24 protein-coding genes and 1 pseudogene are annotated in these 21,772 nt (G+C 63.9%); 20 read left to right on the plus strand and 5 right to left on the minus strand.

Annotated elements, in window-relative coordinates; all coding sequences use genetic code 11:
- Window positions 1-6 precede the first annotated feature (6 nt).
- Window positions 7-312: an urease subunit beta gene (locus tag FJ936_RS00250; protein WP_015314507.1), complete on the plus strand. Its 306-nt coding sequence runs from the start codon at window positions 7-9 to the stop codon at window positions 310-312.
- A 53-nt stretch (window positions 313-365) separates the two neighbouring features.
- Here the strand turns inward: FJ936_RS00250 and FJ936_RS00255 are convergent, their stop codons facing one another.
- On the minus strand, window positions 366-872 hold the full coding sequence (locus FJ936_RS00255) for a hypothetical protein (RefSeq protein WP_140660195.1): 507 nt from the start codon (window positions 870-872) through the stop codon (window positions 366-368).
- 114 nt (window positions 873-986) lie between these two features.
- Entirely contained in the window at window positions 987-1,364 is a 378-nt protein-coding gene (locus tag FJ936_RS00260; protein WP_140615327.1) for a hypothetical protein, read from the minus strand.
- 164 nt (window positions 1,365-1,528) lie between these two features.
- Between FJ936_RS00260 and ureC the strand changes: the two genes are divergently transcribed.
- From ureC to FJ936_RS00305, 9 genes and pseudogenes are all read left to right on the plus strand, one after another.
- Window positions 1,529-3,244 carry an urease subunit alpha gene (gene ureC / locus FJ936_RS00265; protein ID WP_167331134.1) on the plus strand — a complete coding sequence of 572 codons (1,716 nt, stop codon included), beginning with the start codon at window positions 1,529-1,531 and terminating at the stop codon, window positions 3,242-3,244.
- 159 nt (window positions 3,245-3,403) lie between these two features.
- Window positions 3,404-3,892, plus strand: coding sequence for a DUF29 domain-containing protein (locus FJ936_RS00270; protein WP_141905977.1), 489 nt, complete (start codon window positions 3,404-3,406; stop codon window positions 3,890-3,892).
- Window positions 3,893-3,947: 55 nt separating this feature from the next.
- Window positions 3,948-4,541: a hypothetical protein gene (locus FJ936_RS00275; RefSeq protein ID WP_140660192.1), complete on the plus strand. Its 594-nt coding sequence runs from the start codon at window positions 3,948-3,950 to the stop codon at window positions 4,539-4,541.
- 45 nt (window positions 4,542-4,586) lie between these two features.
- Window positions 4,587-5,222 (plus strand): glutathione S-transferase family protein, encoded by a 636-nt coding sequence (locus tag FJ936_RS00280; RefSeq protein WP_141905978.1) that lies wholly within the window; start codon window positions 4,587-4,589, stop codon window positions 5,220-5,222.
- A gap of 70 nt (window positions 5,223-5,292) precedes the next feature.
- A complete protein-coding gene (gene ureE, locus FJ936_RS00285; RefSeq protein ID WP_141905979.1) occupies window positions 5,293-5,853 on the plus strand; it encodes an urease accessory protein UreE in 561 nt (186 codons plus the stop codon).
- Window positions 5,846-6,517 carry an urease accessory protein UreF gene (locus tag FJ936_RS00290; RefSeq protein WP_181763089.1) on the plus strand — a complete coding sequence of 224 codons (672 nt, stop codon included), beginning with the start codon at window positions 5,846-5,848 and terminating at the stop codon, window positions 6,515-6,517. Before ureE ends, FJ936_RS00290 begins: the two co-directional genes overlap by 8 nt.
- Window positions 6,514-6,955 (plus strand): annotated as a pseudogene (locus tag FJ936_RS31230) (DUF3995 domain-containing protein). Before FJ936_RS00290 ends, FJ936_RS31230 begins: the two are co-directional and overlap by 4 nt.
- Window positions 6,952-7,593, plus strand: a complete 642-nt coding sequence (gene ureG, locus FJ936_RS00300; protein ID WP_140824230.1) for an urease accessory protein UreG — start codon at window positions 6,952-6,954, stop codon at window positions 7,591-7,593. Before FJ936_RS31230 ends, ureG begins: the two are co-directional and overlap by 4 nt.
- An 80-nt stretch (window positions 7,594-7,673) precedes the next feature.
- Window positions 7,674-8,441, plus strand: coding sequence for a class II aldolase and adducin N-terminal domain-containing protein (locus FJ936_RS00305; protein WP_141905980.1), 768 nt, complete (start codon window positions 7,674-7,676; stop codon window positions 8,439-8,441).
- A gap of 3 nt (window positions 8,442-8,444) precedes the next feature.
- On the opposite strand, the gene FJ936_RS00310 is transcribed toward FJ936_RS00305, so the two are convergent.
- On the minus strand, window positions 8,445-9,077 hold the full coding sequence (locus tag FJ936_RS00310) for an HAD family phosphatase (protein WP_141905981.1): 633 nt from the start codon (window positions 9,075-9,077) through the stop codon (window positions 8,445-8,447).
- 242 nt (window positions 9,078-9,319) lie between these two features.
- Between FJ936_RS00310 and FJ936_RS00315 the strand changes: the two genes are divergently transcribed.
- The gene (locus FJ936_RS00315) at window positions 9,320-10,279 is read left to right on the plus strand and encodes a sugar-binding transcriptional regulator (RefSeq protein WP_141905982.1); all 960 of its coding nucleotides are present in this window, start codon (window positions 9,320-9,322) and stop codon (window positions 10,277-10,279) included.
- A gap of 25 nt (window positions 10,280-10,304) precedes the next feature.
- On the opposite strand, the gene FJ936_RS00320 is transcribed toward FJ936_RS00315, so the two are convergent.
- The gene (locus tag FJ936_RS00320; RefSeq protein ID WP_015314493.1) at window positions 10,305-10,490 is read right to left on the minus strand and encodes a hypothetical protein; all 186 of its coding nucleotides are present in this window, start codon (window positions 10,488-10,490) and stop codon (window positions 10,305-10,307) included.
- 110 nt (window positions 10,491-10,600) lie between these two features.
- On the opposite strand from FJ936_RS00320, the gene gcvA reads away from it, so the two are divergent.
- The 9 genes from gcvA (at window position 10,601) to FJ936_RS00365 (ending at window position 20,675) form a co-directional block, all read left to right on the plus strand.
- On the plus strand, window positions 10,601-11,506 hold the full coding sequence (gcvA, locus tag FJ936_RS00325) for a transcriptional regulator GcvA (RefSeq protein ID WP_141905983.1): 906 nt from the start codon (window positions 10,601-10,603) through the stop codon (window positions 11,504-11,506).
- 236 nt (window positions 11,507-11,742) lie between these two features.
- Window positions 11,743-13,053, plus strand: coding sequence for a sugar ABC transporter substrate-binding protein (locus FJ936_RS00330; RefSeq protein ID WP_015314491.1), 1,311 nt, complete (start codon window positions 11,743-11,745; stop codon window positions 13,051-13,053).
- 124 nt (window positions 13,054-13,177) lie between these two features.
- Window positions 13,178-14,050, plus strand: coding sequence for a sugar ABC transporter permease (locus FJ936_RS00335; protein WP_015314490.1), 873 nt, complete (start codon window positions 13,178-13,180; stop codon window positions 14,048-14,050).
- An 11-nt stretch (window positions 14,051-14,061) separates the two neighbouring features.
- A complete protein-coding gene (locus tag FJ936_RS00340) occupies window positions 14,062-14,886 on the plus strand; it encodes a carbohydrate ABC transporter permease (RefSeq protein WP_015314489.1) in 825 nt (274 codons plus the stop codon).
- Window positions 14,887-14,936: 50 nt separating this feature from the next.
- Window positions 14,937-15,941, plus strand: a complete 1,005-nt coding sequence (locus FJ936_RS00345) for an ABC transporter ATP-binding protein (RefSeq protein WP_015314488.1) — start codon at window positions 14,937-14,939, stop codon at window positions 15,939-15,941.
- Window positions 15,942-15,979: 38 nt separating this feature from the next.
- A complete protein-coding gene (locus tag FJ936_RS00350) occupies window positions 15,980-16,750 on the plus strand; it encodes an L-iditol 2-dehydrogenase (protein WP_141905984.1) in 771 nt (256 codons plus the stop codon).
- Between the two features lie 164 nt (window positions 16,751-16,914).
- The gene (locus FJ936_RS00355) at window positions 16,915-18,393 is read left to right on the plus strand and encodes a mannitol dehydrogenase family protein (RefSeq protein WP_141905985.1); all 1,479 of its coding nucleotides are present in this window, start codon (window positions 16,915-16,917) and stop codon (window positions 18,391-18,393) included.
- Window positions 18,394-18,408: 15 nt separating this feature from the next.
- Entirely contained in the window at window positions 18,409-19,092 is a 684-nt protein-coding gene (locus tag FJ936_RS00360; RefSeq protein ID WP_141905986.1) for an HAD-IA family hydrolase, read from the plus strand.
- Entirely contained in the window at window positions 19,089-20,675 is a 1,587-nt protein-coding gene (locus tag FJ936_RS00365; RefSeq protein ID WP_141905987.1) for an FGGY-family carbohydrate kinase, read from the plus strand. The genes FJ936_RS00360 and FJ936_RS00365 overlap by 4 nt, the downstream gene beginning before the upstream one ends.
- A gap of 11 nt (window positions 20,676-20,686) precedes the next feature.
- Here FJ936_RS00365 and ugpC read toward each other — a convergent pair whose 3' ends face one another.
- Complete coding sequence (gene ugpC, locus FJ936_RS00370) at window positions 20,687-21,772, minus strand: sn-glycerol-3-phosphate ABC transporter ATP-binding protein UgpC (protein ID WP_141905988.1); 1,086 nt, start codon at window positions 21,770-21,772, stop codon at window positions 20,687-20,689.

Consider the following 21,772-nt stretch of genomic DNA (forward strand, 5'->3'; position numbering starts at 1 on the left):
GGACCCATGATCCCAGGCGAAATCATCCCCGTTCAAGGCGACATCGAGCTCAACAAGGGTCTGCCGACCGTCATCCTGAAAGTGGCCAACAGTGGGGACCGACCGGTCCAGGTCGGCAGCCACTATCATTTCTACGAAACCAATGAGGCGCTGAAATTCGATCGTGAACGGGCGCGCGGCATGCGCCTCGACATCGCCGCCGGCACCGCAACGCGCTTCGAGCCGGGGCAGGAACGGGACGTCACGCTGGTGCCGCTTGGCGGCAAGCGTGAAATCCATGGCTTCCAGCAGAAGGTGATGGGCAAGCTGTGAGGGCTTCTTATGCGTGGCCGGCAAGGCCAGCGCGCGCAAGCGCTGCGTGGGGCTCAGCCCGAGGGCTTGGCGGCCGCATAGATGACGATCTTTCCCGGATCGTCGAACTCCACGGCGAGAACGTCCTGTGCAAGGACGCGCCGCGAATCGAGGGCATTGAAAAGCAGGGCGTTGGCCTCGATCTCCTTGCGCAGCTCAGTGACATCGTCCTGATGCTGCCGAACCTTGTTCTCGATGGCTGGCGGCGGGCCGCCTTCGCTGCGCGCCGCGTCGGTGAGGAACACGATATCGACCTTGTCGAGCTTGGACGTCTTGCGCACCGTGCTGATGTTTTCGCGCGTGCGGTCGATCGCCGAACTGACTTTTCCGATTTCAGCGGTCGTCTTGGCCTCTTCCTGGTTAACTTGCGATCCGACGATGCGGTCGACGGTCTCGGGACTTTCCAGGCCCTGCGCGTTGAGCGCCGCCCGCGGGACACTCGCCGCCAGAAACGCAGCCGCGGCAATGACATGCAACCATCGCGCATGGCATCGGGGATCGGGCAGGGTGGTGAGGGTCATCGTTCGCTTTCGCAGTTTGCTTCAAGGCCTTTGAAACGAAACGTCCCCAGCCCTGTCACGGTTCCCTCTCCGGTTCGGTGGGCGGACCGGATACCGGCCCGCCGCGCCGGTTCGTCAGCTGGCTTTCTTGGTGATCAGGGTCAGCGCGCCGTTCGGCTCCATGCTGGCCGCGACCACCTGGGCCGACGTCATGCCCTTGGCCTGGAGGGCGGATTTCACCTTGGGGGTGGCATCGATCGAACTGCGCAATTTCTGCAGGCCGGCATCGCCACGCTGGGCAATGACCTGGTTGACCTGCGTCTGGGTGTCCTTCGGCAACTCGCTGATGTCGATCACGTTGACGCTCTGGATCGCCGGCGCGGCCTGCTGACCGCCGGGCGCGGCTGGAGCCGGCGTAGTCGGGGCGGGCTGTTGCGCGGGCTGCTGCTGGGCGCTGGCGGCACCCGCCAGCATCAGGCTGGCGGCGGCTGCAAGAATTATCGCTTTGCGCATGGATTTTCCTTCCATCGATTTGGCAAACGGTCGTTTTGGGGTGACCCTTCCACCTCAACCGCCAAATGGGTCCGGAAGGTGTCGCCCAGCGGGTCATTGCGTGACCATTGGAGGGCGGCAATGTGCAGCCCGGCTTCACCAACACCGCATTTCGGGAGCAACCGCTGATGGCCAGACTAACGCGTGCCGCCTACGCCCAGATGTATGGCCCGACGGTCGGCGACAAGGTGCGGCTTGCCGACACCGAACTCTTCATCGAGGTCGAGAAGGATTTCACCATCCATGGCGAGGAGGTGAAATTCGGCGGCGGCAAGGTCATTCGCGACGGCATGGGTCAGAGCCAGGTTTCCCGTGCCCAAGGTGCGGTCGACACCGTCATCACCAATGCGCTGGTGATCGATGCCAGCGCCGGCATTTTCAAGGCCGATATAGGTTTAAGGGATGGCCGCATCGCGGCCATCGGCAAGGCCGGCAATCCGGACACGCAGGACGGCGTCACCATCATCATCGGCCCCGGCACGGAAATCATCGCCGGCGAGGGCAAGATCCTGACCCCGGGCGGCTTCGACGCGCATATCCACTTCATCTGCCCGCAGCAGATCGAGGAAGCGCTTATGTCGGGCATCACCACCATGCTCGGCGGCGGGACCGGTCCGGCGCATGGCACGCTGGCAACGACCTGCACACCGGGGCCGTGGCACATGGCACGCATGATCCAGTCCTTCGACGCCTTCCCGATGAATATCGGCCTGTCGGGCAAGGGCAATGCCTCGCTGCCGGCCGCGCTCGAGGAGATGGTGCTGGGCGGCGCCTGCTCGCTCAAGCTGCACGAGGACTGGGGCACGACGCCGGCGGCGATCGACTGCTGCCTGTCGGTGGCCGACGATTACGATGTCCAGGTGATGATCCACACCGACACGCTCAACGAGAGCGGCTTTGTCGAGAACACGGTGGCGGCGATCAAGGGCCGCACCATCCATGCCTTCCACACCGAGGGCGCCGGTGGCGGCCATGCGCCTGATATCATCAAGGTCTGCGGCCTGCCCAACGTCATCCCGTCCTCGACAAACCCGACGCGGCCCTACACAGTCAACACGCTCGCCGAGCATCTCGACATGCTGATGGTCTGCCACCACCTGTCGCCGTCGATCCCCGAGGACATCGCCTTTGCCGAAAGCCGCATCCGCAAGGAGACCATCGCGGCCGAGGACATCCTGCACGACATCGGCGCCTTCTCGATCATCTCGTCGGACAGCCAGGCCATGGGCCGGGTCGGCGAGGTGGCGATCCGCACCTGGCAGACGGCCGACAAGATGAAGCGTCAGCGCGGGTCATTGCCTCAGGAGACGGGCGACAACGACAATTTCCGCGTCCGCCGCTACATCGCCAAATACACCATCAATCCGGCCATCGCGCACGGCCTGTCGAAGGACATCGGCTCGATCGCGGTCGGCAAACGCGCCGATCTGGTGCTGTGGAACCCGGCCTTCTTCGGCGTCAAGCCGGACATGGTGCTGATCGGCGGCATGATCGCGGCCGCCCCGATGGGCGACCCCAACGCCTCGATCCCGACGCCGCAGCCGATGCACTACCGGCCGATGTTCGGCGCCTATGGCAAAGCCCGGACCAATTCGTCGGTGACCTTCGTTTCGAAGGCCGCGCTCGAGTCCGGTTTGCACGGCCGGCTCGGCGTCGACAAGCAGTTCGTCGCCGTCGAAAACACGCGCGGCGGCATCGGCAAGCACTCGATGGTGCTCAACGACGCCACGCCGCATATCGAGGTCGATCCGGAAACCTACGAAGTTCGCGCCGATGGCGAACTCTTGACCTGCGAGCCAGCGACCGTGCTGCCGATGGCGCAAAGGTACTTTCTGTTTTGAGACGTTCCGCTGAAATTCATGAATGGGCAATGAACTGCCATGAAAGCGCATGCGCTTCGTCAACTGCGGCAGCGGAATGTTGCGCCGAAGGGTTCGGATAAGGGTCTACCTTTTCCGTCTGGCTTGGAAATTACGTGCTTTGAGAGCAATATCACTTAAATGAACAAGATTTATCGAAAACAGCAATTGACGCCCTATGAGGCCGATTATGCTCAGTGGTGCGCCGAGCAAGGCGCGCTGTTGCGCGAAGGTCGCCTCTCAGACCTCGATCGCGATAACCTGGCGGAGGAGATCGAGAGCTTGGGGCGGAGCGACAAAAGAGAAATTGCGAGTAGACTTGGCACCTTGCTCCTGCATTTGCTCGAATGGGAATTTCAGGCCGAAAGGCGCAAAGCTGGATGGTTGCTGACCATCCGCGAGCAGCGATTTCAGATCGAAGATCTGCTCGATGAAAGCCCTAGCTTGAAAGCCTATCCGGGACGGCGGCTCGGACGAGAATTCAAAATAGCGAGATTGAAGGCGGCGGACGAGACCGGCCTGAGGGAGGGCAATTTCCCCGCGGACTGTCCGTATTCGATCAGGGAAATTCTCGACCATGACTATTTTCCCGGCACGCCGTGGTCATCGGATCAGCTTATTCGCGAATAGCACCACGTGGTCCGCTAGAGCTTTTTCATAGCATCGAGAGCATTATTAGCTATCTATGGACCAGCAAATAGCCTCCGCCCACGACATTTTCCCGCATATTCGCATCGTCATGGGCATGGTGATCGGGCTTGGCGTCGCGCGCCTGCTGTCGGGGGTGGCGCGCATTGTCCAGCATCCCGGCCAATACCGGCTCTACACGGTGCATCTGGCCTGGGTCGCCTCGGTGCTGTTGATGCTGGTGCATTTCTGGTGGTGGGAGTTCGGCCTCTACACCATCGAAACATGGACCTTCGGCAAGTACCTGTTCATCATTTTCTACGCGATCACCCTGTTCCTGCTCTGCGCGCTGCTGTTTCCGGATTCGATGCTGGACTACACCAGCTACGAGGATTTCTTCTATTCGCGCCGCGCCTGGTTCTTCGGCCTGCTGGCGGCGACCTACCTGCTCGACGTGGTCGACACTTTGCTGAAGGGGCCTGAGCATTTCGCCCGCTTCGGCAGCGAGTATCTGTTCCGCACGCCGGTCTTCGTCGTGCTGTGCGTCGTCGCGATCCTGGTGCGCGACCGCCGGTTCCACATCGCCTTCGTCGCGGCGGCGCTGATCTACCAGATATCGTTCATCCTGCGGCTCTTCGACACGATCGTATGACGGCCGCGGATGCACTAGGCTGCTCGGGAAAGGCAGGGTTCAACGATGTACAAGGCCGTCGGATCGCGCGGATCCCGGGTCAGTCGCGTCCTCTGGATGCTGGAGGAACTCGGCCAGCCCTATGAGTTCGTCGAGGTCAAGCTGCGCTCGCCCGAAGCCTATGCGCTCAATCCGTCGGGCAAGGTGCCGATCCTCATAGACGGTGAATTGACGGTGACGGATTCGGCGGCGATCTGCGTCTATCTCGCCGACAAGCACGCCGATAAAGGTATGGGCGCCAATCCCGGTCTCGCTGGCCGCGCCGAAATGGATTCCTGGATGCATTTTGCCCAGAGCGAGTTCGAGGCGCCGCTGTGGAGCAAATTGCGCCACCGTTTCCTCCTGCCCAGGGAAGTGCGGGTCGATGTCGGTCCTGCCGCGGCCTTTGACTTCGCCACGGAGGTCAAGGCGCTGGAGCGCCGGCTCGGCGACAAGCCGTTCGCGCTCGGCGACCGGTTTTCCGCCGTCGACGTGCTGCTCGGCGACATGGGCGGCTGGGCGCGTGCCGGCCGTTTCCCGATCGACTCCGAGCGCGTCAATAGCTATTTCGATCGCGTTCTGGCGCGGCCAGCCCGGACCCGGGCGCAAGCCAATGCACCGGTCCGAAAATCGGAATCGATTTTTGGAAAGCACGATGCATAGATTCAAACATGTTAGAGCATCCTTTGCGCGTCCAAGGGGACGCGCGGCGCTCTGATGGAGGTTCCATGAAATGAAGCTCAACCTCAACACCGACTTCACCAAATTCCCGCGCGCCGTCTCCGTATTGCCCGCCGGCGCGGCCGCGACCACCGCGCCGTCCGGCCGTGCCGTTCTCGCCCATGACGAGCGGCATCTGCGCCGTCGCGCCATCGAACTTGCCGACGGCGGCAAGGTGCTGGTCGACCTGCCCGAGCCTGTTGCCCTGAACGATGGCGACCGCCTGGTGCTGGAGGATGGCGGCCATGTCGAGATCATCGCGGCGCCCGAAGAGGTCTATGACATCCGCGCCCGCGACGCCGTGCATCTCGCCGAACTCGCTTGGCATATCGGCAACCGCCATCTCGCCGCCGGCATCGAGGCGCACCGTATTCTCATCCTGCGCGACCACGTCATCAAGGCGATGCTGGAAGGGCTCGGCGCCACGGTGCGCGACGTCTCCGAGCCGTTCAAGCCGGTGCGCGGCGCCTATTCCGGCGGGTATGATCGCGGCCATGCGCATGCCCACAGCCATAGCGAAGCGCATGCGCACAGCCACGCGCATTCGCACGATCACCACCATGATCATGACTGACCAGCCGTCCGGCATCGCCCTGCTGCGGCTGATGGCATGGCTGTCGCCGGCCTTTCCGGTCGGCGGCTTTGCCTACAGCCATGGCCTCGAGCACGCGGTGCATGATGGGCTGGTGACCGATGCCGGCGGCCTTGCCGGCTGGCTGGAGACGCTGGTCGAGATGGGCTCGGGCTGGAACGATGCCGTGCTGTTCGCCGAAAGCTGGCGCCGCGCCCGTGAAGGTGGCGATCTGGCCGAGGTTGTCGCACTGGCCGAGGCACTGGCCGGCTCGCGCGAACGCCACGCCGAGACCATGCTGCAAGGCGCGGCCTTCCTCAAAGCAGCCGCCGCCTGGCCCACTGCCGTGCTGGAGCGCTTGCCGGCGCAATGCGCCTATTGCGTGGCCGTCGGAGCCGTGGCCGGCGGCAATGGCATTGCGCTGCACGACGCGCTGTCCGCCTTCCTGCAAGCCTTCTTCTCCAACCTCGTCCAGGCCGCGATCCGGCTCGGCATGATCGGCCAGAACGAGGCGACGACGCTGCTCGCGGGTTTCGAGCCGCTGGCGCTCTCGACCGCTGCTCGCGCGTCCCGCTCGACACTGGACGATCTCGGCGGCTGCGCCTTCGTCTCCGACGTCATGGCCATGAAGCACGAAACCCAGTATTCGCGATTGTTCCGCTCATGATCCTCCTCACCTTCGTCCTCTCCTGCGTCCTGCTGCTGATCACGGCACTGCATGTCTACTGGGGCATAGGCGGCGTCTGGCCGGGCAGGGACGCGGCGTCCTGCGCCCACGCTGTCGTCGGCTTTCGCGACGTCGACGAAATGCCGACGCCGTTCGCCAGTTTCGCCGTTGCCGCCTGCCTCGGCCTGGCAACGCTGTGGCCGCTGGCGCTCATCGGCTTCTTTGCCTCGCCCTTCCCGAGGGAAGGCCCTCGCTGCCACGTCGATGTTGATCGGGCTGGTGTTCCTTGGGCGCGGCATCGCCGGCTTCACGCCCTGGTGGCGCCGGCTGGCGCCGCAACAGCCTTTCGCGCGGCTCGATGTCCGCTACTATTCGCCGCTCTGCCTGTTGATCGGGCTCGGCTTCGCAGTCCTTGCCATCACGGAGTTTCCGACATGACACAACCCAACGGCCCCCTTCGTATCGGCATTGGCGGCCCCGTCGGTTCCGGCAAGACGACGCTCACCGAAAAACTCTGCAAGGCGCTGCGCGACGAGTTCTCCATCGCCGTCGTCACCAACGACATCTACACAAGGGAAGATGCCATGATGCTGGCCCGGCTGCAGGCGCTGCCGGAGGAGCGCATCGTCGGCGTCGAGACCGGCGGCTGCCCGCACACCGCCATCCGTGAGGATGCCTCGATCAATCTGCAGGCGATCGCCGAGCTCAACCGCAAATTTCCCGACCTCGACATCATCTTCATCGAATCCGGTGGCGACAACCTTGCCGCCACCTTCTCGCCGGACCTTGCGGATCTCACGCTGTACGTCATCTCGGTCTGCCAGGGCGAAGAAATCCCGCGCAAAGGCGGCCCGGCGATCACGCGGTCCGATTTCCTGGTCATCAACAAAAGCGATCTTGCGCCCTATGTGAACGTCAATCTCGACGTCATGGAGAGCGACGCCGGCCGCATGCGCGGCAAGCGGCCGTTCGGCTTCACCGATCTTTCGCGCGGCAAGGGCCTGCGGGAGGTAATCGATTTCATCATCGAGCACGGCGGACTGCGAACCGTTGGCGCCGCAAGCACCGCGGCATAACTGGCCTTCTGCACCAAGCGAAAGCGGTTGCGGGCACCAGCGGCGCGCGGCATTCTGGGCCAAACCGGAGGATATTTTCGATGAGCATCGCCCGCCTGCAGAAGGAAACGCTCACCAACCTGCCCTTCTACGAAGAGCGCGTCGATCTCGCCTGCGCCTTCCGCTGGACGGCGCGGCTCAACATGCATGAGGCGGTGGCCAACCATTTCTCGCTGGCGGTCAACGACGACGGCACCAAGTTCCTGATGAACCCGAACCAGGTGCATTTCTCGCGCATCAAGGCCAGCGACCTGATCGAGATCGACGCCAACGACCCCGAGACGCTTTCCGGGCCGAATGCACCCGACCCCACGGCATGGGGCCTGCACGGCGCCGTCCATCGCAACGTGCCGCACGCGCGCTGCGTCATGCACGTCCATTCGATCCACGCCACCGTGCTGGCCTCGCTTGCCGACTCGACGCTGCCGCCGATCGACCAGAATTCGGCGATGTTCTTCAACCGTCACGTCGTCGACGCCCATTATGGCGGACTGGCCTTCGAGGAAGAGGGCGAGCGCTGCTCGCAGCTTCTCGCCGACCCCAAGGTCAAGGTGATGGTGATGGGCAACCATGGCGTGCTGGTCATCGGCGACACCGTCGCCGACGCCTTCAACCGCATGTTCTATTTCGAGCGTGCCGCCGAGACCTACATCAAGGCCCTGTGGACGGGCCGGCCGCTGCGCACCCTGTCCGACGCGATCGCCGAGAAGGCGGCGAGCGAGATGGACAACTATCCCGGCCAGGCCGAACGTCATCTCGCCGAGTTGAAGGCGATCCTCGACGAGCAGGAGGCGGTGTACCGGAACTGAACGCTACAGTCCGAGCTGAGCCCGCAATTCCCCGGCGCTGTTGATGACAATGGCGCCGGGCGGTCCTTCCATCGGCTTTTCAGGCCAGAAGATCGTCTTCATTCCCGCCGCCAGGCCCGCCATGGCGCCCGGCCAGCTGTCGTCGACCGCGACGGCGTGCGCGGGATCGACGTCTGCCAGATAGGCGGCGCGAAGGAAGGGCTCCGCGTGCGGCTTGCCTTCCCGCACATCGTTGCGGCTGATCGTCTTCATGCCGGGGTAGGTCAGCCCGACCATATGCAGATTGGCGTCGACGATCAGCCGATCCGAGTTTGAGACCACCGCCTGCTGCACGCCGAGCGCGCGCAACTCCTTGAAGATCTCGATGGCGCCTGGGCGCGGCTTCAGCCCCTCGACCAGCGGCAGGTAATGCTCATATTTGTGAACGATCCATTCGTCGAAGGGCAGTTGCAGCCCGAACTCGTCGCGCATCATTTCGTAGACCGGCCAGGCGGCGACGCCGAGCACGCGTTCGTGCAGATCGGCCGGCGGCTTGAGGCCGGCATTGCGCATCGCTGCGATGAGGGCTGCCTCATGCAGCGGTTCGCTGTCGACCAGCGTCCCGTCCATGTCCCAGAAAACCGCCTTCGGTGTCATGCAGCGCTCCTTTTTTCGATCCCTTAAAGGGTTTGCGCCGCGAGATAAACCTTTGGCGGCCATTGAACATGCCTTCAGATGGAGAAACGGACCCGCAGCGCTTTCTCCGATAGGATATCGGCGGAGAAATCACCGCTGCTTCGGCGCAAGCATTTGCTCTTTAGATTGACAATTGCGCAGGCGGTCATTCCCTGCGAAACTGATACGATCGCCTGATGATCGGCGGTTTCGGGAGGCAGGACGTGAATACCCGGCAGGATGGCGGCAGCAACAGGCTGGACGACGCGGCGCGCGCCGGCTGGCTCTATTATGTTGCCGGCAACACACAGGACCAGATCGCCGCCACGCTCGGCATATCGAGGCAAACGGCGCAGCGTCTGGTGTCGCTGGCAGTGTCGGAAGGCCTGATCAAGGTCCGCGTCGATCATCCGATCGCCAACTGCCTTGATCTCGCTGCACGGCTGAAATCGCGCTTCGCGCTCGACCTGGTCGAGGTGGTGCCGAGCGACCCCAATTCATCCTCCACGACCATCGGCATCGCCGAAGCGGCGGCCGCCGAGATCGAGCGGCGGCTGCGGTCGCTGACGCCGATCGTCATGGGCATCGGCACCGGACGGACGCTGAAGGCGGCGATCGAACAATTGCCGCCGATGGAATGCCCGCAGCACAAGGTGGTGTCCTTGACCGGCAACATCTCGCCGGACGGGTCCGCTGCCTTCTACAACGTCATCTTCACCATGGCGGACAGGGTCAAGGCGCGGTCCTTCCCGATGCCGCTGCCGGTCATCGCCTCTTCGCCGCAGGAGCGCGAGATGCTGCTCAACCAGCCGATGATCCAGCCGACACTGGTGCTTGCGGCGGAGGCCGACGTCACCTTCATCGGTATCGGCGACCTCGGCCCGAAGGCGCCGCTCTACGAGGATGGCTTCATTTCCGAAAGCGAACTGAAAGCCTTGCAGAAGGCCGGCGGCGTCGCTGAAATCGTTGGCTGGGTGTTCGATCGCGAGGGCCGCATGATCGACGGCATCACCAATGACCGGGTGTCGTCGGCGGCGCTGCCGTCGCGCGAGAAGTCGCTGGTGATCGCGCTCGCCATGGGCGAGCGCAAGCTGCCCGGCATCCTGGCGGCGGTCAACCGACGGCTGGTCAACGGGCTCATCACCGACGAGCGGACGGCAGCCGCCCTGCTGGCCAGTATCTGACGGCTTCGCGATAAAGCCAGCAAGGCTATTGGTGCCTGCCGAAAGGGTCGTTGCCATCGAGGAAACCGAGGTCGCGCTGCAGATGCGGCGACAGGTCCCTGACGTCGAGATGCGCCCTTTTTCGGGTCGCGAACCAGCCGAATCCGTCCGCAAGCCACGAAATCCAGCGATGATCGGGGGCGGGAGTGCATTTTTGCTGCGCCATGGTCATGATCGTCAACCTTCGTTATCCTAAACCCGAATGACGGGTTGAGGATGAATGTCGGCCTTGCCGGCCGCTTTTGCCAATCGAACGTCGATAACGACCCATAAGGAGGCTTTATGCCTGATCTCAGCGCGCCGCAGGTTTCGCAGGTGCCGCCGTTACAGGCGATCCGGGTGTTCGAGGCGGTGGCGCGGCATCTTTCCTTCACCAGGGCCGCTGGCGAGCTCGCCATGACGCAAGCGGCGGTCAGCTATCAGATCAAGGTGCTGGAGGAGCGCGTCGGCGCTCCGCTGTTCCTGCGCCGGCCGCGGCAGATCGAACTGACCGAAGCCGGCCAGCGCCTGGCGCCGGCGGTCAGCGAGGCCTTTGCCATTCTTAGCCAGGCCTATGCCGCCGCGCGCGGCGGGGCGGACGGGTTGTTGTGCGTCACCACGGTGCTGACTTTTGCCTCGAACTGGCTGGCGCACCATCTGGGCGCATTCCAGATCGCGCATCCCTCGCTTGCCGTGCGGCTCGACACGTCGAGCCGGCTGACGGATTTCGCCCGCGAGGATGTCGACCTCGCCATTCGTTCTGGCGGCGGCAAATGGCCGGGGCTGGAAGCCCACAAGCTGCTCGATGCCGATTTCACGCCCATGCTGAGCCCGAAGCTCGCTGCGAGCATCGGCGGCATCAACGAACCGGCCGACCTGCTCAAGCTGCCGATCCTCGATCCCAGCGATATCTGGTGGACGCAATGGTTCGAGGCCGCCGGCGTGCACAGCCACGACATTGCCAGGCGGCCCGGCAGCAGCATGGGCGCGCAGGCCTATGAAGCCAACGCGGCCATATCGGGCCATGGCGTGGCGATCCTGACCCGGGCGCTGTTCAAGGCCGAACTCGCCGACGGCCGGCTGATCCAGCCATTCGACCTGGTCGGCGACGACGGGCACGCCTACTGGCTGGTCTACCCCGAGGCGCGCCGCAACGTGCCCAAGATCCGCGCCTTCCGCGACTGGCTGCTGGCCGAGATCGCCTGCTGACCGGCACATAAGCTGACGTCGGACCGGGGCAACAAACGACATCCCGTTCGAGAGGCTTTGGCCCCGCCGCCTGGACTCCAGACGGCGGCAACCCGAGCCCTGTCGCCGAACCTCCGCCCCATTCGCCGGCCGTGTGCTGCGCTGCAGCATCGAATCCGGCTTGACATAATTAAGACTAAGTGAGTAATTGCTCACAACCAAGGCAAATGCTCAACTTGGTTTATGGGAGGAATTTGATGAAACTTCGCACGCTCACCCTGGGCTTGTTGTCGGCCAGCACGCTTGCGTTCGCCGCACACGCCGAATCCATCACCATCGCCACCGTCAACAATGGCGATATGGTCCGCATGCAGAAGCTGACCGACGACTTCACCAAGGCTAACCCGGACATCCAGCTCAACTGGGTCACGCTCGAAGAGAACGTGCTGCGCGAGCGCGTCACCACCGACATCGCCACCAAGGGTGGCCAGTATGACGTGATGACCATCGGCACCTACGAGGTTCCGATCTGGGCCAAGCAGAGCTGGCTCCTGCCGCTCGACAAGCTCGGCGACGACTATGACGCCAAGGACATCATCCCGGCCATCGCCGGCGGCCTTTCGGTCGATGGCAAGCTCTATGCCGCGCCCTTCTACGGCGAGAGCTCCTTCGTCATGTACCGCAAGGACCTGATGGAGAAGGCTGGGCTGAAAATGCCCGACGCCCCGACCTGGGATTTCATCAAGCAGGCGGCCGACAAGATGACCGACCGCGCCAATGGCGTGAACGGCGTGTGCCTGCGCGGCAAGGCCGGCTGGGGCGAGAACATGGCTTTCCTGACCGCCATGTCGAACTCCTTCGGCGCCCGCTGGTTCGACGAGAACTGGAAGCCGCAGTTCGACCAGCCGGAATGGAAGAAGACGCTGCAGTTCTATGTCGACCTGATGAAGGCCGACGGTCCCGAGGGCGCCTCGTCCAACGGCTTCAACGAGAACCTGGCGCTCTTCCAGCAGGGCAAGTGCGGCATGTGGATCGACGCCACCGTCGCCGCCTCCTTCGTCTCCGACCCGAAGAACTCTACCGTCGCCGACAAGGTCGGCTATGCCCTGGCGCCCGACAATGGCCTAGGCAAGCGGGGCAACTGGCTGTGGGCGTGGTCGCTGGCGATCCCGGCCGGCACGCAGAAGGCCGACGCCGCCGAGAAGTTCGTGTCCTGGGCGACCAGCAAGCACTATGCCGAGCTCGTCGCGTCGAAGGAAGGCTGGGCAAACGTGCCTCCGGGCACGCGTTCCTCGCTCTACGCCAATCCCGAGTACCAGAAGGCGGCTCCGTTCGCCAAGATGACCCTGGACTCCATCAATGCCGCCGACCCGACGCATCCGACCGTCAAGCCGGTGCCTTATGTCGGCGTGCAGTTTGTCGCCATCCCTGAATTCCAGGGCCTTGGCACCACCGTCGGCCAGCTCTTCTCGGCGGCTCTTGCCGGCCAGTCGAGCGTCGACGATGCGCTGAAGCAGGCCCAGGACGCCTCCACCGCGGCGATGACCGAGGGCGGCTACATCAAGTAAGGCTCCTCCCGGTGCCGAACGCCGGTCACCTCCTCGACCGGCACCGGCCGCCCGAAACCCAGTTCGGGCGGCCGCCTTTCCAGAGCCTGTGAAAATTCAGCCTGATCCTTGAAGGGTGACCGTCATGGCTACTCAGCAGACCCGTTCGCTTGCCCGATTCATGATGGCGCCTTCCGTGGTGCTGCTGTTCGTCTGGATGATCGTGCCGCTGGTCATCACGATCTGGTTCTCCTTCCAGCAGTACAATCCGCTCAACCCAATGCGCGACGGGTTCGTCGGCTTATCCAACTACGCGCTGTTCTATTCCAATCCGGCCTTCCTGCAGTCGATCCTCAACACGCTTGTCCTGGTGGTCAGCGTGCTGCTGATCACGGTGATCGGCGGCATCCTGCTGGCGCTGCTCATCGATCAGCCGATGTGGGGACAAGGGATCGTGCGCATCCTCGTCATTTCGCCGTTCTTCGTCATGCCGCCGGTGGCCGCATTGGTGTGGAAGAACATGATCATGCACCCGCAATATGGCGTGTTCGCCGACATAGCGCGCTTCTTCGGAGCACAGCCGATCGACTGGTTCGGCCAGCATCCGATGACGGCGATCATCATCATCGTCGCCTGGCAATGGCTGCCATTCGCGACATTGATCCTCCTGACCGCGCTGCAGTCGCTCGACGGCGAGCAGAAGGAAGCCGCCGAGATGGACGGCGCCGGCTTCATCAGCCGCTTCATCTATCTGACGCTGCCGCACATGTCGCGGGCGATTACCGTCGTCATCCTGATCCAGACGATCTTCCTGCTCTCGGTCTATGCCGAGATCCTGGTCACCACCAATGGCGGCCCTGGTTACGCCTCCACCAACCTGCCCTTCCTCGTCTACCAGAAGGCGTTGCTGGAATTCAAAATCGGCCAGGCATCCGCGGGCGGTGTGATCGCCGTCATTCTCGCCAACATCGTCGCCTTCTTCGCCATGCGCGCCGTCGGCAAGAACCTGGACAAGTAAGGGAGGATACGATGGCACGCTCAGTCACCACCCAGCACAAGACAATCGCGACAATTGCCGCCTGGACCGTCGCGCTGCTGATCTTCTTTCCGATCCTCTATACGATCATCACCTCGTTCAAGTCGGAACAGGAGGCAATCCAGGGCTTCAACCTGATCCCATCCGGGACTTTCGAGAGCTATGCCGAGGTCCAGGCGCAGAGCGGCTACTTCAAGTTCTTCCTGAACTCGGTGCTGCTGTCCGTCGGCTCGACCATCCTGGCGCTGTTGGTCGCCATTCCGGCGGCATGGTCGATGGCGTTTTCGCCGACCAAGCGGACCAAGGACATATTGATGTGGATGCTGTCCACCAAGATGATGCCGGCGGTCGCCGTGCTGTTCCCGATCTACCTGATCTTCCGCAATCTCGGCCTGCTCGACTCGCGCATCGGCCTGATGATCATGCTGATGCTGATCAACCTGCCGATCGTGGTGTGGATGCTCTACACCTACTTCCGCGAAATCCCGGGCGAAATCCTGGAAGCCTCGCGTATGGACGGCGCATCCTTGTGGGGTGAAATCTGGTACGTGCTGACGCCGATGGCGGTGCCGGGCATTGCCTCGACCATGCTGCTCAACATCATCCTGGCCTGGAACGAGGCGTTCTGGACGATCCGGCTGACCACCACGGAAGCCGCCCCGCTCACCGCCTTCATCAGCTCCTTCTCCAGCCCGCAAGGCCTGTTCTGGGCCAAGCTTTCGGCCGCCTCGACCCTGGCCATCGCGCCGATCCTGATCATGGGCTGGTTCAGCCAGAAGCAGCTGGTGCGCGGCCTGACATTTGGCGCGGTGAAGTGACGGAAATTGCCTGAAGCAATCGGCGAAAAACAGCCCTCGGGGAGGAAACCATGGGAAACATCACGCTCAAGAACGTCTCCAAGTCCTTTGGTTCGACGTCCATCATCCCCGGCCTCGACCTGGTGATCGAAAACGGCGAGTTCGTCGTCTTCGTCGGCCCGTCGGGTTGCGGCAAGTCCACGCTGCTCAGGCTGATCGCCGGTCTTGAGGACACCAGCGGCGGCACCATCAACATCGATGGCCGCGACGTCACCGGCGAGGCGCCGGCCAAGCGCAAGCTTGCCATGGTGTTCCAGTCCTATGCGCTCTACCCGCATATGACGGTGGCCAAGAACATCGCCTTCCCGCTGAAGATGGCGGGCGAGGACCAGGCGACCATCGACAGGAAGGTGAAGGACGCGGCGCGCGTGCTCAACCTCACCAATTACCTCGAACGCCGCCCCGGCCAGCTCTCCGGCGGCCAGCGCCAGCGCGTCGCCATCGGCCGCGCCATTGTGCGCCAGCCCTCGGCCTTCCTGTTCGACGAACCGCTGTCCAACCTCGACGCGGCACTGCGCGGCACCATGCGGCTGGAGATCAGCGAACTGCACCACCAGCTGAAAACCACGATGATCTACGTCACCCACGATCAGGTCGAGGCGATGACCATGGCTGACAAGATCGTCGTGCTCAACGCCGGCAATATCGAGCAGGTTGGCTCGCCGATGGAACTCTACAAGACGCCGAAGAACCTGTTCGTCGCCGGCTTCATCGGCTCGCCCAAGATGAACCTGATCGAAGGCGCGCCGGCTGGCAAATACACCGCCAAGACCATCGGCATCCGGCCCGAACATATGCAGATATCGACCACGGCGGGCGACTGGAAGGCGACGGTCGGCGTGGCCGAGCATCTGGGCTCCGACACGTTCCTGCACGTTCAAGCCGACGGCGTCGGGCCGCTGACGGTGCGCGCCGACGGCGAACTGGCGGTCCGCCATGGCGACACGATCTATCTCACCCCTGACAAGGCCAAGCTGCATCGCTTCGGCGCTGACGGCAAGGCGATGGCCCAGTGAGGGTGGGCCAGTGAGGATGGGCCGGTGAGGATGGGACAGTGAGGCTGCAAGGCAAATCGGCGCTGATCACGGGATCGGCGCGAGGCATCGGCAGGGCTTTCGCCGAAGCCTATCTGCGCGAGGGCGCCACTGTCGCGATTGCCGATATCAACCTTGAAGCCGCGCAGAAGACGGCCGCCGCGATCGGCGACAACGCCTATGCCGTGAAACTCGACGTCACCGACCAGGCATCCATCGATGCGGCGGTGAAGGCGGTGGAGGACAAGGCGGGCGGTCTCGACATCCTGATCAACAACGCCGCTTTGTTCGACCTGGCCCCGATCGTGGAGATATCTCGGGCGAGCTATGAAAAGCTTTTCTCCGTCAATGTCGCGGGCACGCTGTTCATGCTGCAGGCAGCCGCCCGGTCGATGATCGCGCGGGGCAAGGGCGGCAGGATCATCAACATGGCAAGCCAGGCCGGGCGTCGCGGCGAGCCGCTGGTCGCGGTCTATTGCGCCACCAAGGCCGCGGTCATCTCGCTGACCCAGTCGGCCGGGCTCGATCTGATCAAGCACCGCATCAACGTAAACGGCATCGCGCCCGGCGTCGTCGACAGCGACATGTGGGACGAGGTCGATGCCTTGTTCGCCAAATACGAGAACCGGCCGAAGGGCGAGAAAAAGCGGCTGGTCGGCGAAGGCGTGCCTTACGGCCGCATGGGCAAGCCGGAAGACCTCACCGGCATGGCCGTGTTCCTCGCCAGTGACGAGGCCGAATACATCGTCGCCCAGACCTACAATGTCGATGGCGGCCAATGGATGAGTTGAAAAGAACGATTTGAGGGGGACGGCGCCTCTTTCTTTCCTCCGGAGAAGGCGCCGCGGGGGCGGGTGAGGGGCCGCATGCTGGAACACCAGGTGCGGCCCCTCATCCTCGCCCTCCCGAAGGAGGCGAAACAGTCGGGCTGCAAATCGGCCAAAGGGTAAAGCAGATGACCGTGAAACTTTCGTCCTCGAGCCTCGTCAGGCTTCCGCCCAAGGTCGCAGGTCCGAACTATGACCGCTCGGCGCTGAAAGCCGGCATCGTGCATTTCGGTGTCGGCAATTTTCACCGCTCGCACCAGGCCGTCTATCTCGACGACCTGTTCGGTCAGGGCATCGGTCATGATTGGGCGCTGGTCGGCGCCGGCGTGTTCGACGGCGAGAAGATCGGCCGCGGCAAGCTTGAAGAGCAGGATTGGCTGACCACAGTGGTCGAGCAGGACGAGGGCCATATGAGCGCCCGCGTCACCGGCGCGATGATCGATTTCCTGATGCCGGGAGATGCCGCCGCCATCATCGATCGGCTGGCCGATCCGGCGATCAGGATCGTTTCGCTGACCATCACCGAAGGCGGCTATTTCATCGACCCGGCCTCCGGCGTCTTCAACCCGACCCATCCCGACATCGTCGCCGACGCGCAGCCGGGCGCCACACCGAAGACTGTGTTCGGCATTATCCTGGCCGGGCTGGTGCGACGCCGCCAGGATGGTATCGTGCCGTTCACCGTGATGTCCTGCGACAACATTCCCCACAACGGCCATGTCACGTCGGATGGTGTTATCGGCCTTGCCCGCCTGATCGACGAGGATCTGGCGAGCTGGGTCAGCGAGACGGTCGCCTTCCCGAACGCCATGGTCGACCGCATCACGCCGGCCACCAGCGACCGCGAGCGCAAGATCCTCGCCGACGATTTTGGCATCGAGGACAACTGGCCGGTGTTCTGCGAGCCGTTCCGGCAATGGGTGCTGGAAGACCATTTCACCGATGGCCGCCCGGCGCTGGAAAAGGTCGGCGTGCAGTTCGTCAAGGACGTCGCCCCTTATGAACTGATGAAGATCCGCATCCTAAATGGCGGCCACGCCACCATCGCCTATCCGGCCGGGCTGATGGACATCCACTTCGTGCATGAAGCGATGCAGGAGCCGCTGGTGCGCGGATTCCTCGACAAGCTCGAGCACGACGAGATCATCCCGACGGTGCCGCCGGTGCCGGACACGGTGCTGGAAGACTATTACCAGCTCATCGAGAAGCGCTTCTCCAATCCCAAGATCGGCGACACGGTGCGCCGGCTCTGCCTCGACGGGTCCAATCGCCAGCCGAAATTCATCATCCCGACCATCGCCGACCGGCTGAAGGCCGGCAAAGGCGTTGCCGGACTGGCGCTGGAATCGGCCCTTTGGTGCCGCTACTGCTTCGGCACGACGGACAGCGGCGCCGTCATCGAGCCCAACGACCCGAGCTGGGACCGGCTGAAGGCAACGGCAAAGGCGGCAAAGGACGCGCCCGCCGCGTGGCTTGCGATGGACGATATCTATGGCGACGTCGGCCGCGCCGCCGCCTTCGTCGAGGCCTTCGCCCACGCGCTCAACGTGCTCTGGGCCAATGGCACGCGCGCCACGCTGACGCGCTACCTCGCCGGCAAGCTCTGAGAGCCAGCCGGCATCATGACGCCTGAACTGGTCATCTTCGACTGCGACGGCGTGCTGGTCGATAGCGAGGCGCTCTCCGTCTCGGCGCTGCTCGGCATGATCGAACTTGCCGGCGGCAGTCTTGGCGAGGACGCTGCCTACGAGCATTTCCTCGGCAAGAGCATGAAAAGCGTGCGCGAGATCCTCAGCCGCGACTTCGGCCTGGAGATCACCGACCAGCATCTCACCGCCATGCGCGTCGACCTCATGCGAAAGTTCCGCGAGGAGCTGATGCCGATCCCCGGCGTCAAGGAGATGCTGCCGAAGCTCGGCCTGCCGTACTGCGTCGCCTCTTCCGGCACGCTAGAACGCATTCGTTACGCGCTCGACATCACCGGTCTGCTGACGCTGATGGAGCCGCATCTGTTCAGCGCGGCCATGGTTGCCAAGGGAAAGCCGGCGCCCGACCTTTTCCTCCACGCCGCCGCCACCATGCGAGCCCATCCGCGCAGGTGTCTCGTCATCGAGGACAGCCCGGCCGGTGTCGCCGCCGCACGCGCGGCAGGCATGCGCGTCCTTGCCTTTACCGGCGGCGCGCACGCTGGCAATCCGGCATTGAAAGCGCGGCTTGCGTCGACCGAACCGGACTTTATATTCGCTGACATGCTGCAATTGCCCGATCTGATTGCAGGCCTGGGAGCGAGAGTTAGAGCATCTTGACGAAACAGTTTGTCTGCGCGGTCGATGTCGGCACCGGGAGCGCTCGCGCGGGCATTCTCGACGCCAGTGGCACCTTGCTCGGCCGTGCCGAGCGGCCGATCGGCATGAACCAGCCGAAGCCGGATCATGCCGAGCACGATTCGCGCGATATCTGGTCCGCCGTCTGCACCGCCGTGCGTGCCGCGCGGGAAAAGGCCGGCGTCGCCGCCGGGGATATCGCCGGCATCTCCTTCGATGCCACCTGTTCTCTGGTCGTGCGGGACAGGCAAGGCGGCCAGCTCAGTGTGTCGACCACCGGCGACAAGCGCTGGGACACCATTGTCTGGCTCGATCACCGCGCCATCGCCGAAGCCGACGAATGCACGGCGAGCGGCCACGAGGTGCTGAATTATATCGGCGGCGTCATGTCGCCCGAGATGGCGACGCCGAAGCTGATGTGGCTGAAGCGTAATCTACCGAAGACATGGAATGAAGCCGGCTACCTGTTCGACTTGGCCGATTTCCTGACCTGGCAGGCAACGGGCTCGCTGGCCCGCTCGCAATGCACACTGACAGCGAAATGGACTTATCTGGCGCACCAGGACAGCGCATGGCAGCGCGATTTCTTCGAACTCGTCGGCCTCGACGATCTTTTTGACCATGGCAATCTGCCCGAAAAGGCAAGCCCGGTTGGCGCCGATATCGGTCCGTTGACGGCGCAGGCAGCGGCGGAACTCGGCTTGACCGAAAACTGCCGCGTCGGCGCAGGCGTCATCGATGCCTATGCCGGGGCGCTTGGCGTGCTCGGCGGTTTTGCCGGCGACGACCAGAATATCGGCCGCCATCTGGCGCTGATCGCCGGCACGTCCTCCTGCGTCATGGCGATGTCGCCCGACCCGCAGCCTTTCGCCGGCGTCTGGGGCCCTTACTACGGCGCCGCGCTGCCGAAGCTGTGGCTATCGGAAGGCGGCCAGTCGGCGACCGGGGCGCTGCTCGACCACATCATCCGCTGGCACGGCGCCGGCGGCGAGCCGAACGCGGCCATGCATGCCAGGATTGCCGGGCGCGTCGCCGAACTGCGCGCCGCCGAGGGCGAGAACCTTGCCGCGCGGCTGCATGTGCTGCCGGATTTCCACGGCAACCGCTCGCCGCTGGCCGACCCGCACGCCGTCGGCGTCGTCAGCGGTTTGACGCTGGATTCGTCGTTCGACAGCCTGTGCAAGCTCTACTGGCGCACCGCCGTCGGCATCGCGCTCGGCGTGCGCCATGTGCTGGAGGCGCTGAATGAGAACGGCTACCTGATCGACACGCTGCACGTCACCGGCGGCCACACCAAGAACCCGCTTCTGATGGAGCTCTATGCCGACGCCACCGGCTGTACGGTGGTCGAGCCGCTGGCCGACGAGGCGGTTCTGCTCGGCACCGGCATGGTGGCGGCGACCGCTGCCGGGCTGTTCCCCGATCTCAACGCCGCCTGCCTTGCCATGCAGCAGGGCGGCAAGGCACGCGCCGCCAACCCGGCGGCCGGCCCCCGCTTCGATCGCGACTACCGTATTTTTCTGGAAATGCACCGGCAGCGGCAGGTGCTCGACGCCATCCGGTAGGTCTCAGCGCTCTATTGCTTGCGCAGGGACGCGCCCGATGTCGCGTCGAACAGGTGGATCGCTTCCTCCTCGAACGTATAGCGGACGGGCGCATGCAGCACCGGGCATTCGCGTGCCGGAACCAGTGCGCTGATCTCCTTGCCGCCGGAGCCGAAGGTCACCAGCGCGTCATTGCCATGGAATTCGATGAGATCGGCAGTGCCTTGCAATATGCCGACGGCGCCGGCGCCGGCCGTCTTCAGGTCCGGCGGGCGGATGCCCAGCACGGCGCGATCGCCCGGCTGGAGATGAAAACCCGCCCCGTCTATCGAAAGCACCGTTCCGGCGCCGGTCAGCGTCCAGCCGTTGCCGGCGCGGGCGACCGTCACATCGGCAAAATTCATGTTCGGCGTGCCGATGAAGCCGGCCACGAAAATATTGCCCGGCCGCCGGTAGATTTCCGCCGGCGAGCCGATCTGCTCGATGACGCCGTCCTTGAGCAGCACGATGCGGTCGGCAAGCGTCATCGCCTCCAGCTGGTCATGGGTGACATAGACGGTGGTGGTCTTCAGCGACTGGTGCAGCCGCGCGATCTCGACGCGCATGTGGTTGCGCAATTTGGCGTCGAGATTGGACAACGGCTCGTCGAACAGGAACACCTTGGGCGTCTTGATCATGGCCCGGGCGATCGCCACGCGCTGCTGCTGGCCGCCGGAAAGTTCGGCCGGTTTGCGGCCGAGATAGGGGTCGAGCCCCAGCGTCCCCGACACCGCTTCGACCCGCTTGCGGATCTCGGCCGCCGGCACCTTCTGGCGCCGCAGCCCGAAGGCGATGTTGTCGAAGATCGTCATGTGCGGATAGAGCGCGTAGTTCTGGAACACCATGGCGATGCCGCGATCCCCCGGATCGAGGTCGTTGACCACCTTGCCGCCGATCGAGACCTCGCCGCCGCTGATGTCCTCCAGACCCGCCAGCATCCTGAGTAAGGTCGACTTGCCGCAGCCGGACGGGCCGAGGAAGACGACGAATTCGTGCTCTTCAATGCTGAGGTTGAGATCGCGGATGACCGTGGTGGCGCCATAGGCCTTGTCGACATGGGAGCAAACGATCGCGGACAT

The organism is Mesorhizobium sp. B2-4-13, from assembly GCF_006658535.1.
Taxonomy (GTDB): domain Bacteria; phylum Pseudomonadota; class Alphaproteobacteria; order Rhizobiales; family Rhizobiaceae; genus Mesorhizobium; species Mesorhizobium australicum.

Coding starts and splice junctions, on each gene's coding strand:
- FJ936_RS00250 (WP_015314507.1), top strand. CDS start 7: ATGATCCCAGGCGAAATCATCCCCGTTCAAGGCGACATCGAGCTCAAC.
- FJ936_RS00255 (WP_140660195.1), bottom strand. CDS start 872: ATGACCCTCACCACCCTGCCCGATCCCCGATGCCATGCGCGATGGTTG.
- FJ936_RS00260 (WP_140615327.1), bottom strand. CDS start 1,364: ATGCGCAAAGCGATAATTCTTGCAGCCGCCGCCAGCCTGATGCTGGCG.
- FJ936_RS00270 (WP_141905977.1), top strand. CDS start 3,404: ATGAACAAGATTTATCGAAAACAGCAATTGACGCCCTATGAGGCCGAT.
- FJ936_RS00275 (WP_140660192.1), top strand. CDS start 3,948: ATGGACCAGCAAATAGCCTCCGCCCACGACATTTTCCCGCATATTCGC.
- FJ936_RS00280 (WP_141905978.1), top strand. CDS start 4,587: ATGTACAAGGCCGTCGGATCGCGCGGATCCCGGGTCAGTCGCGTCCTC.
- ureE (WP_141905979.1), top strand. CDS start 5,293: ATGAAGCTCAACCTCAACACCGACTTCACCAAATTCCCGCGCGCCGTC.
- FJ936_RS00290 (WP_181763089.1), top strand. CDS start 5,846: ATGACTGACCAGCCGTCCGGCATCGCCCTGCTGCGGCTGATGGCATGG.
- ureG (WP_140824230.1), top strand. CDS start 6,952: ATGACACAACCCAACGGCCCCCTTCGTATCGGCATTGGCGGCCCCGTC.
- FJ936_RS00305 (WP_141905980.1), top strand. CDS start 7,674: ATGAGCATCGCCCGCCTGCAGAAGGAAACGCTCACCAACCTGCCCTTC.
- FJ936_RS00310 (WP_141905981.1), bottom strand. CDS start 9,077: ATGACACCGAAGGCGGTTTTCTGGGACATGGACGGGACGCTGGTCGAC.
- FJ936_RS00320 (WP_015314493.1), bottom strand. CDS start 10,490: ATGACCATGGCGCAGCAAAAATGCACTCCCGCCCCCGATCATCGCTGG.
- gcvA (WP_141905983.1), top strand. CDS start 10,601: ATGCCTGATCTCAGCGCGCCGCAGGTTTCGCAGGTGCCGCCGTTACAG.
- FJ936_RS00330 (WP_015314491.1), top strand. CDS start 11,743: ATGAAACTTCGCACGCTCACCCTGGGCTTGTTGTCGGCCAGCACGCTT.
- FJ936_RS00335 (WP_015314490.1), top strand. CDS start 13,178: ATGGCTACTCAGCAGACCCGTTCGCTTGCCCGATTCATGATGGCGCCT.
- FJ936_RS00340 (WP_015314489.1), top strand. CDS start 14,062: ATGGCACGCTCAGTCACCACCCAGCACAAGACAATCGCGACAATTGCC.
- FJ936_RS00345 (WP_015314488.1), top strand. CDS start 14,937: ATGGGAAACATCACGCTCAAGAACGTCTCCAAGTCCTTTGGTTCGACG.
- FJ936_RS00355 (WP_141905985.1), top strand. CDS start 16,915: ATGACCGTGAAACTTTCGTCCTCGAGCCTCGTCAGGCTTCCGCCCAAG.
- FJ936_RS00360 (WP_141905986.1), top strand. CDS start 18,409: ATGACGCCTGAACTGGTCATCTTCGACTGCGACGGCGTGCTGGTCGAT.
- ugpC (WP_141905988.1), bottom strand. CDS start 21,772: ATGTCCGCGATCGTTTGCTCCCATGTCGACAAGGCCTATGGCGCCACC.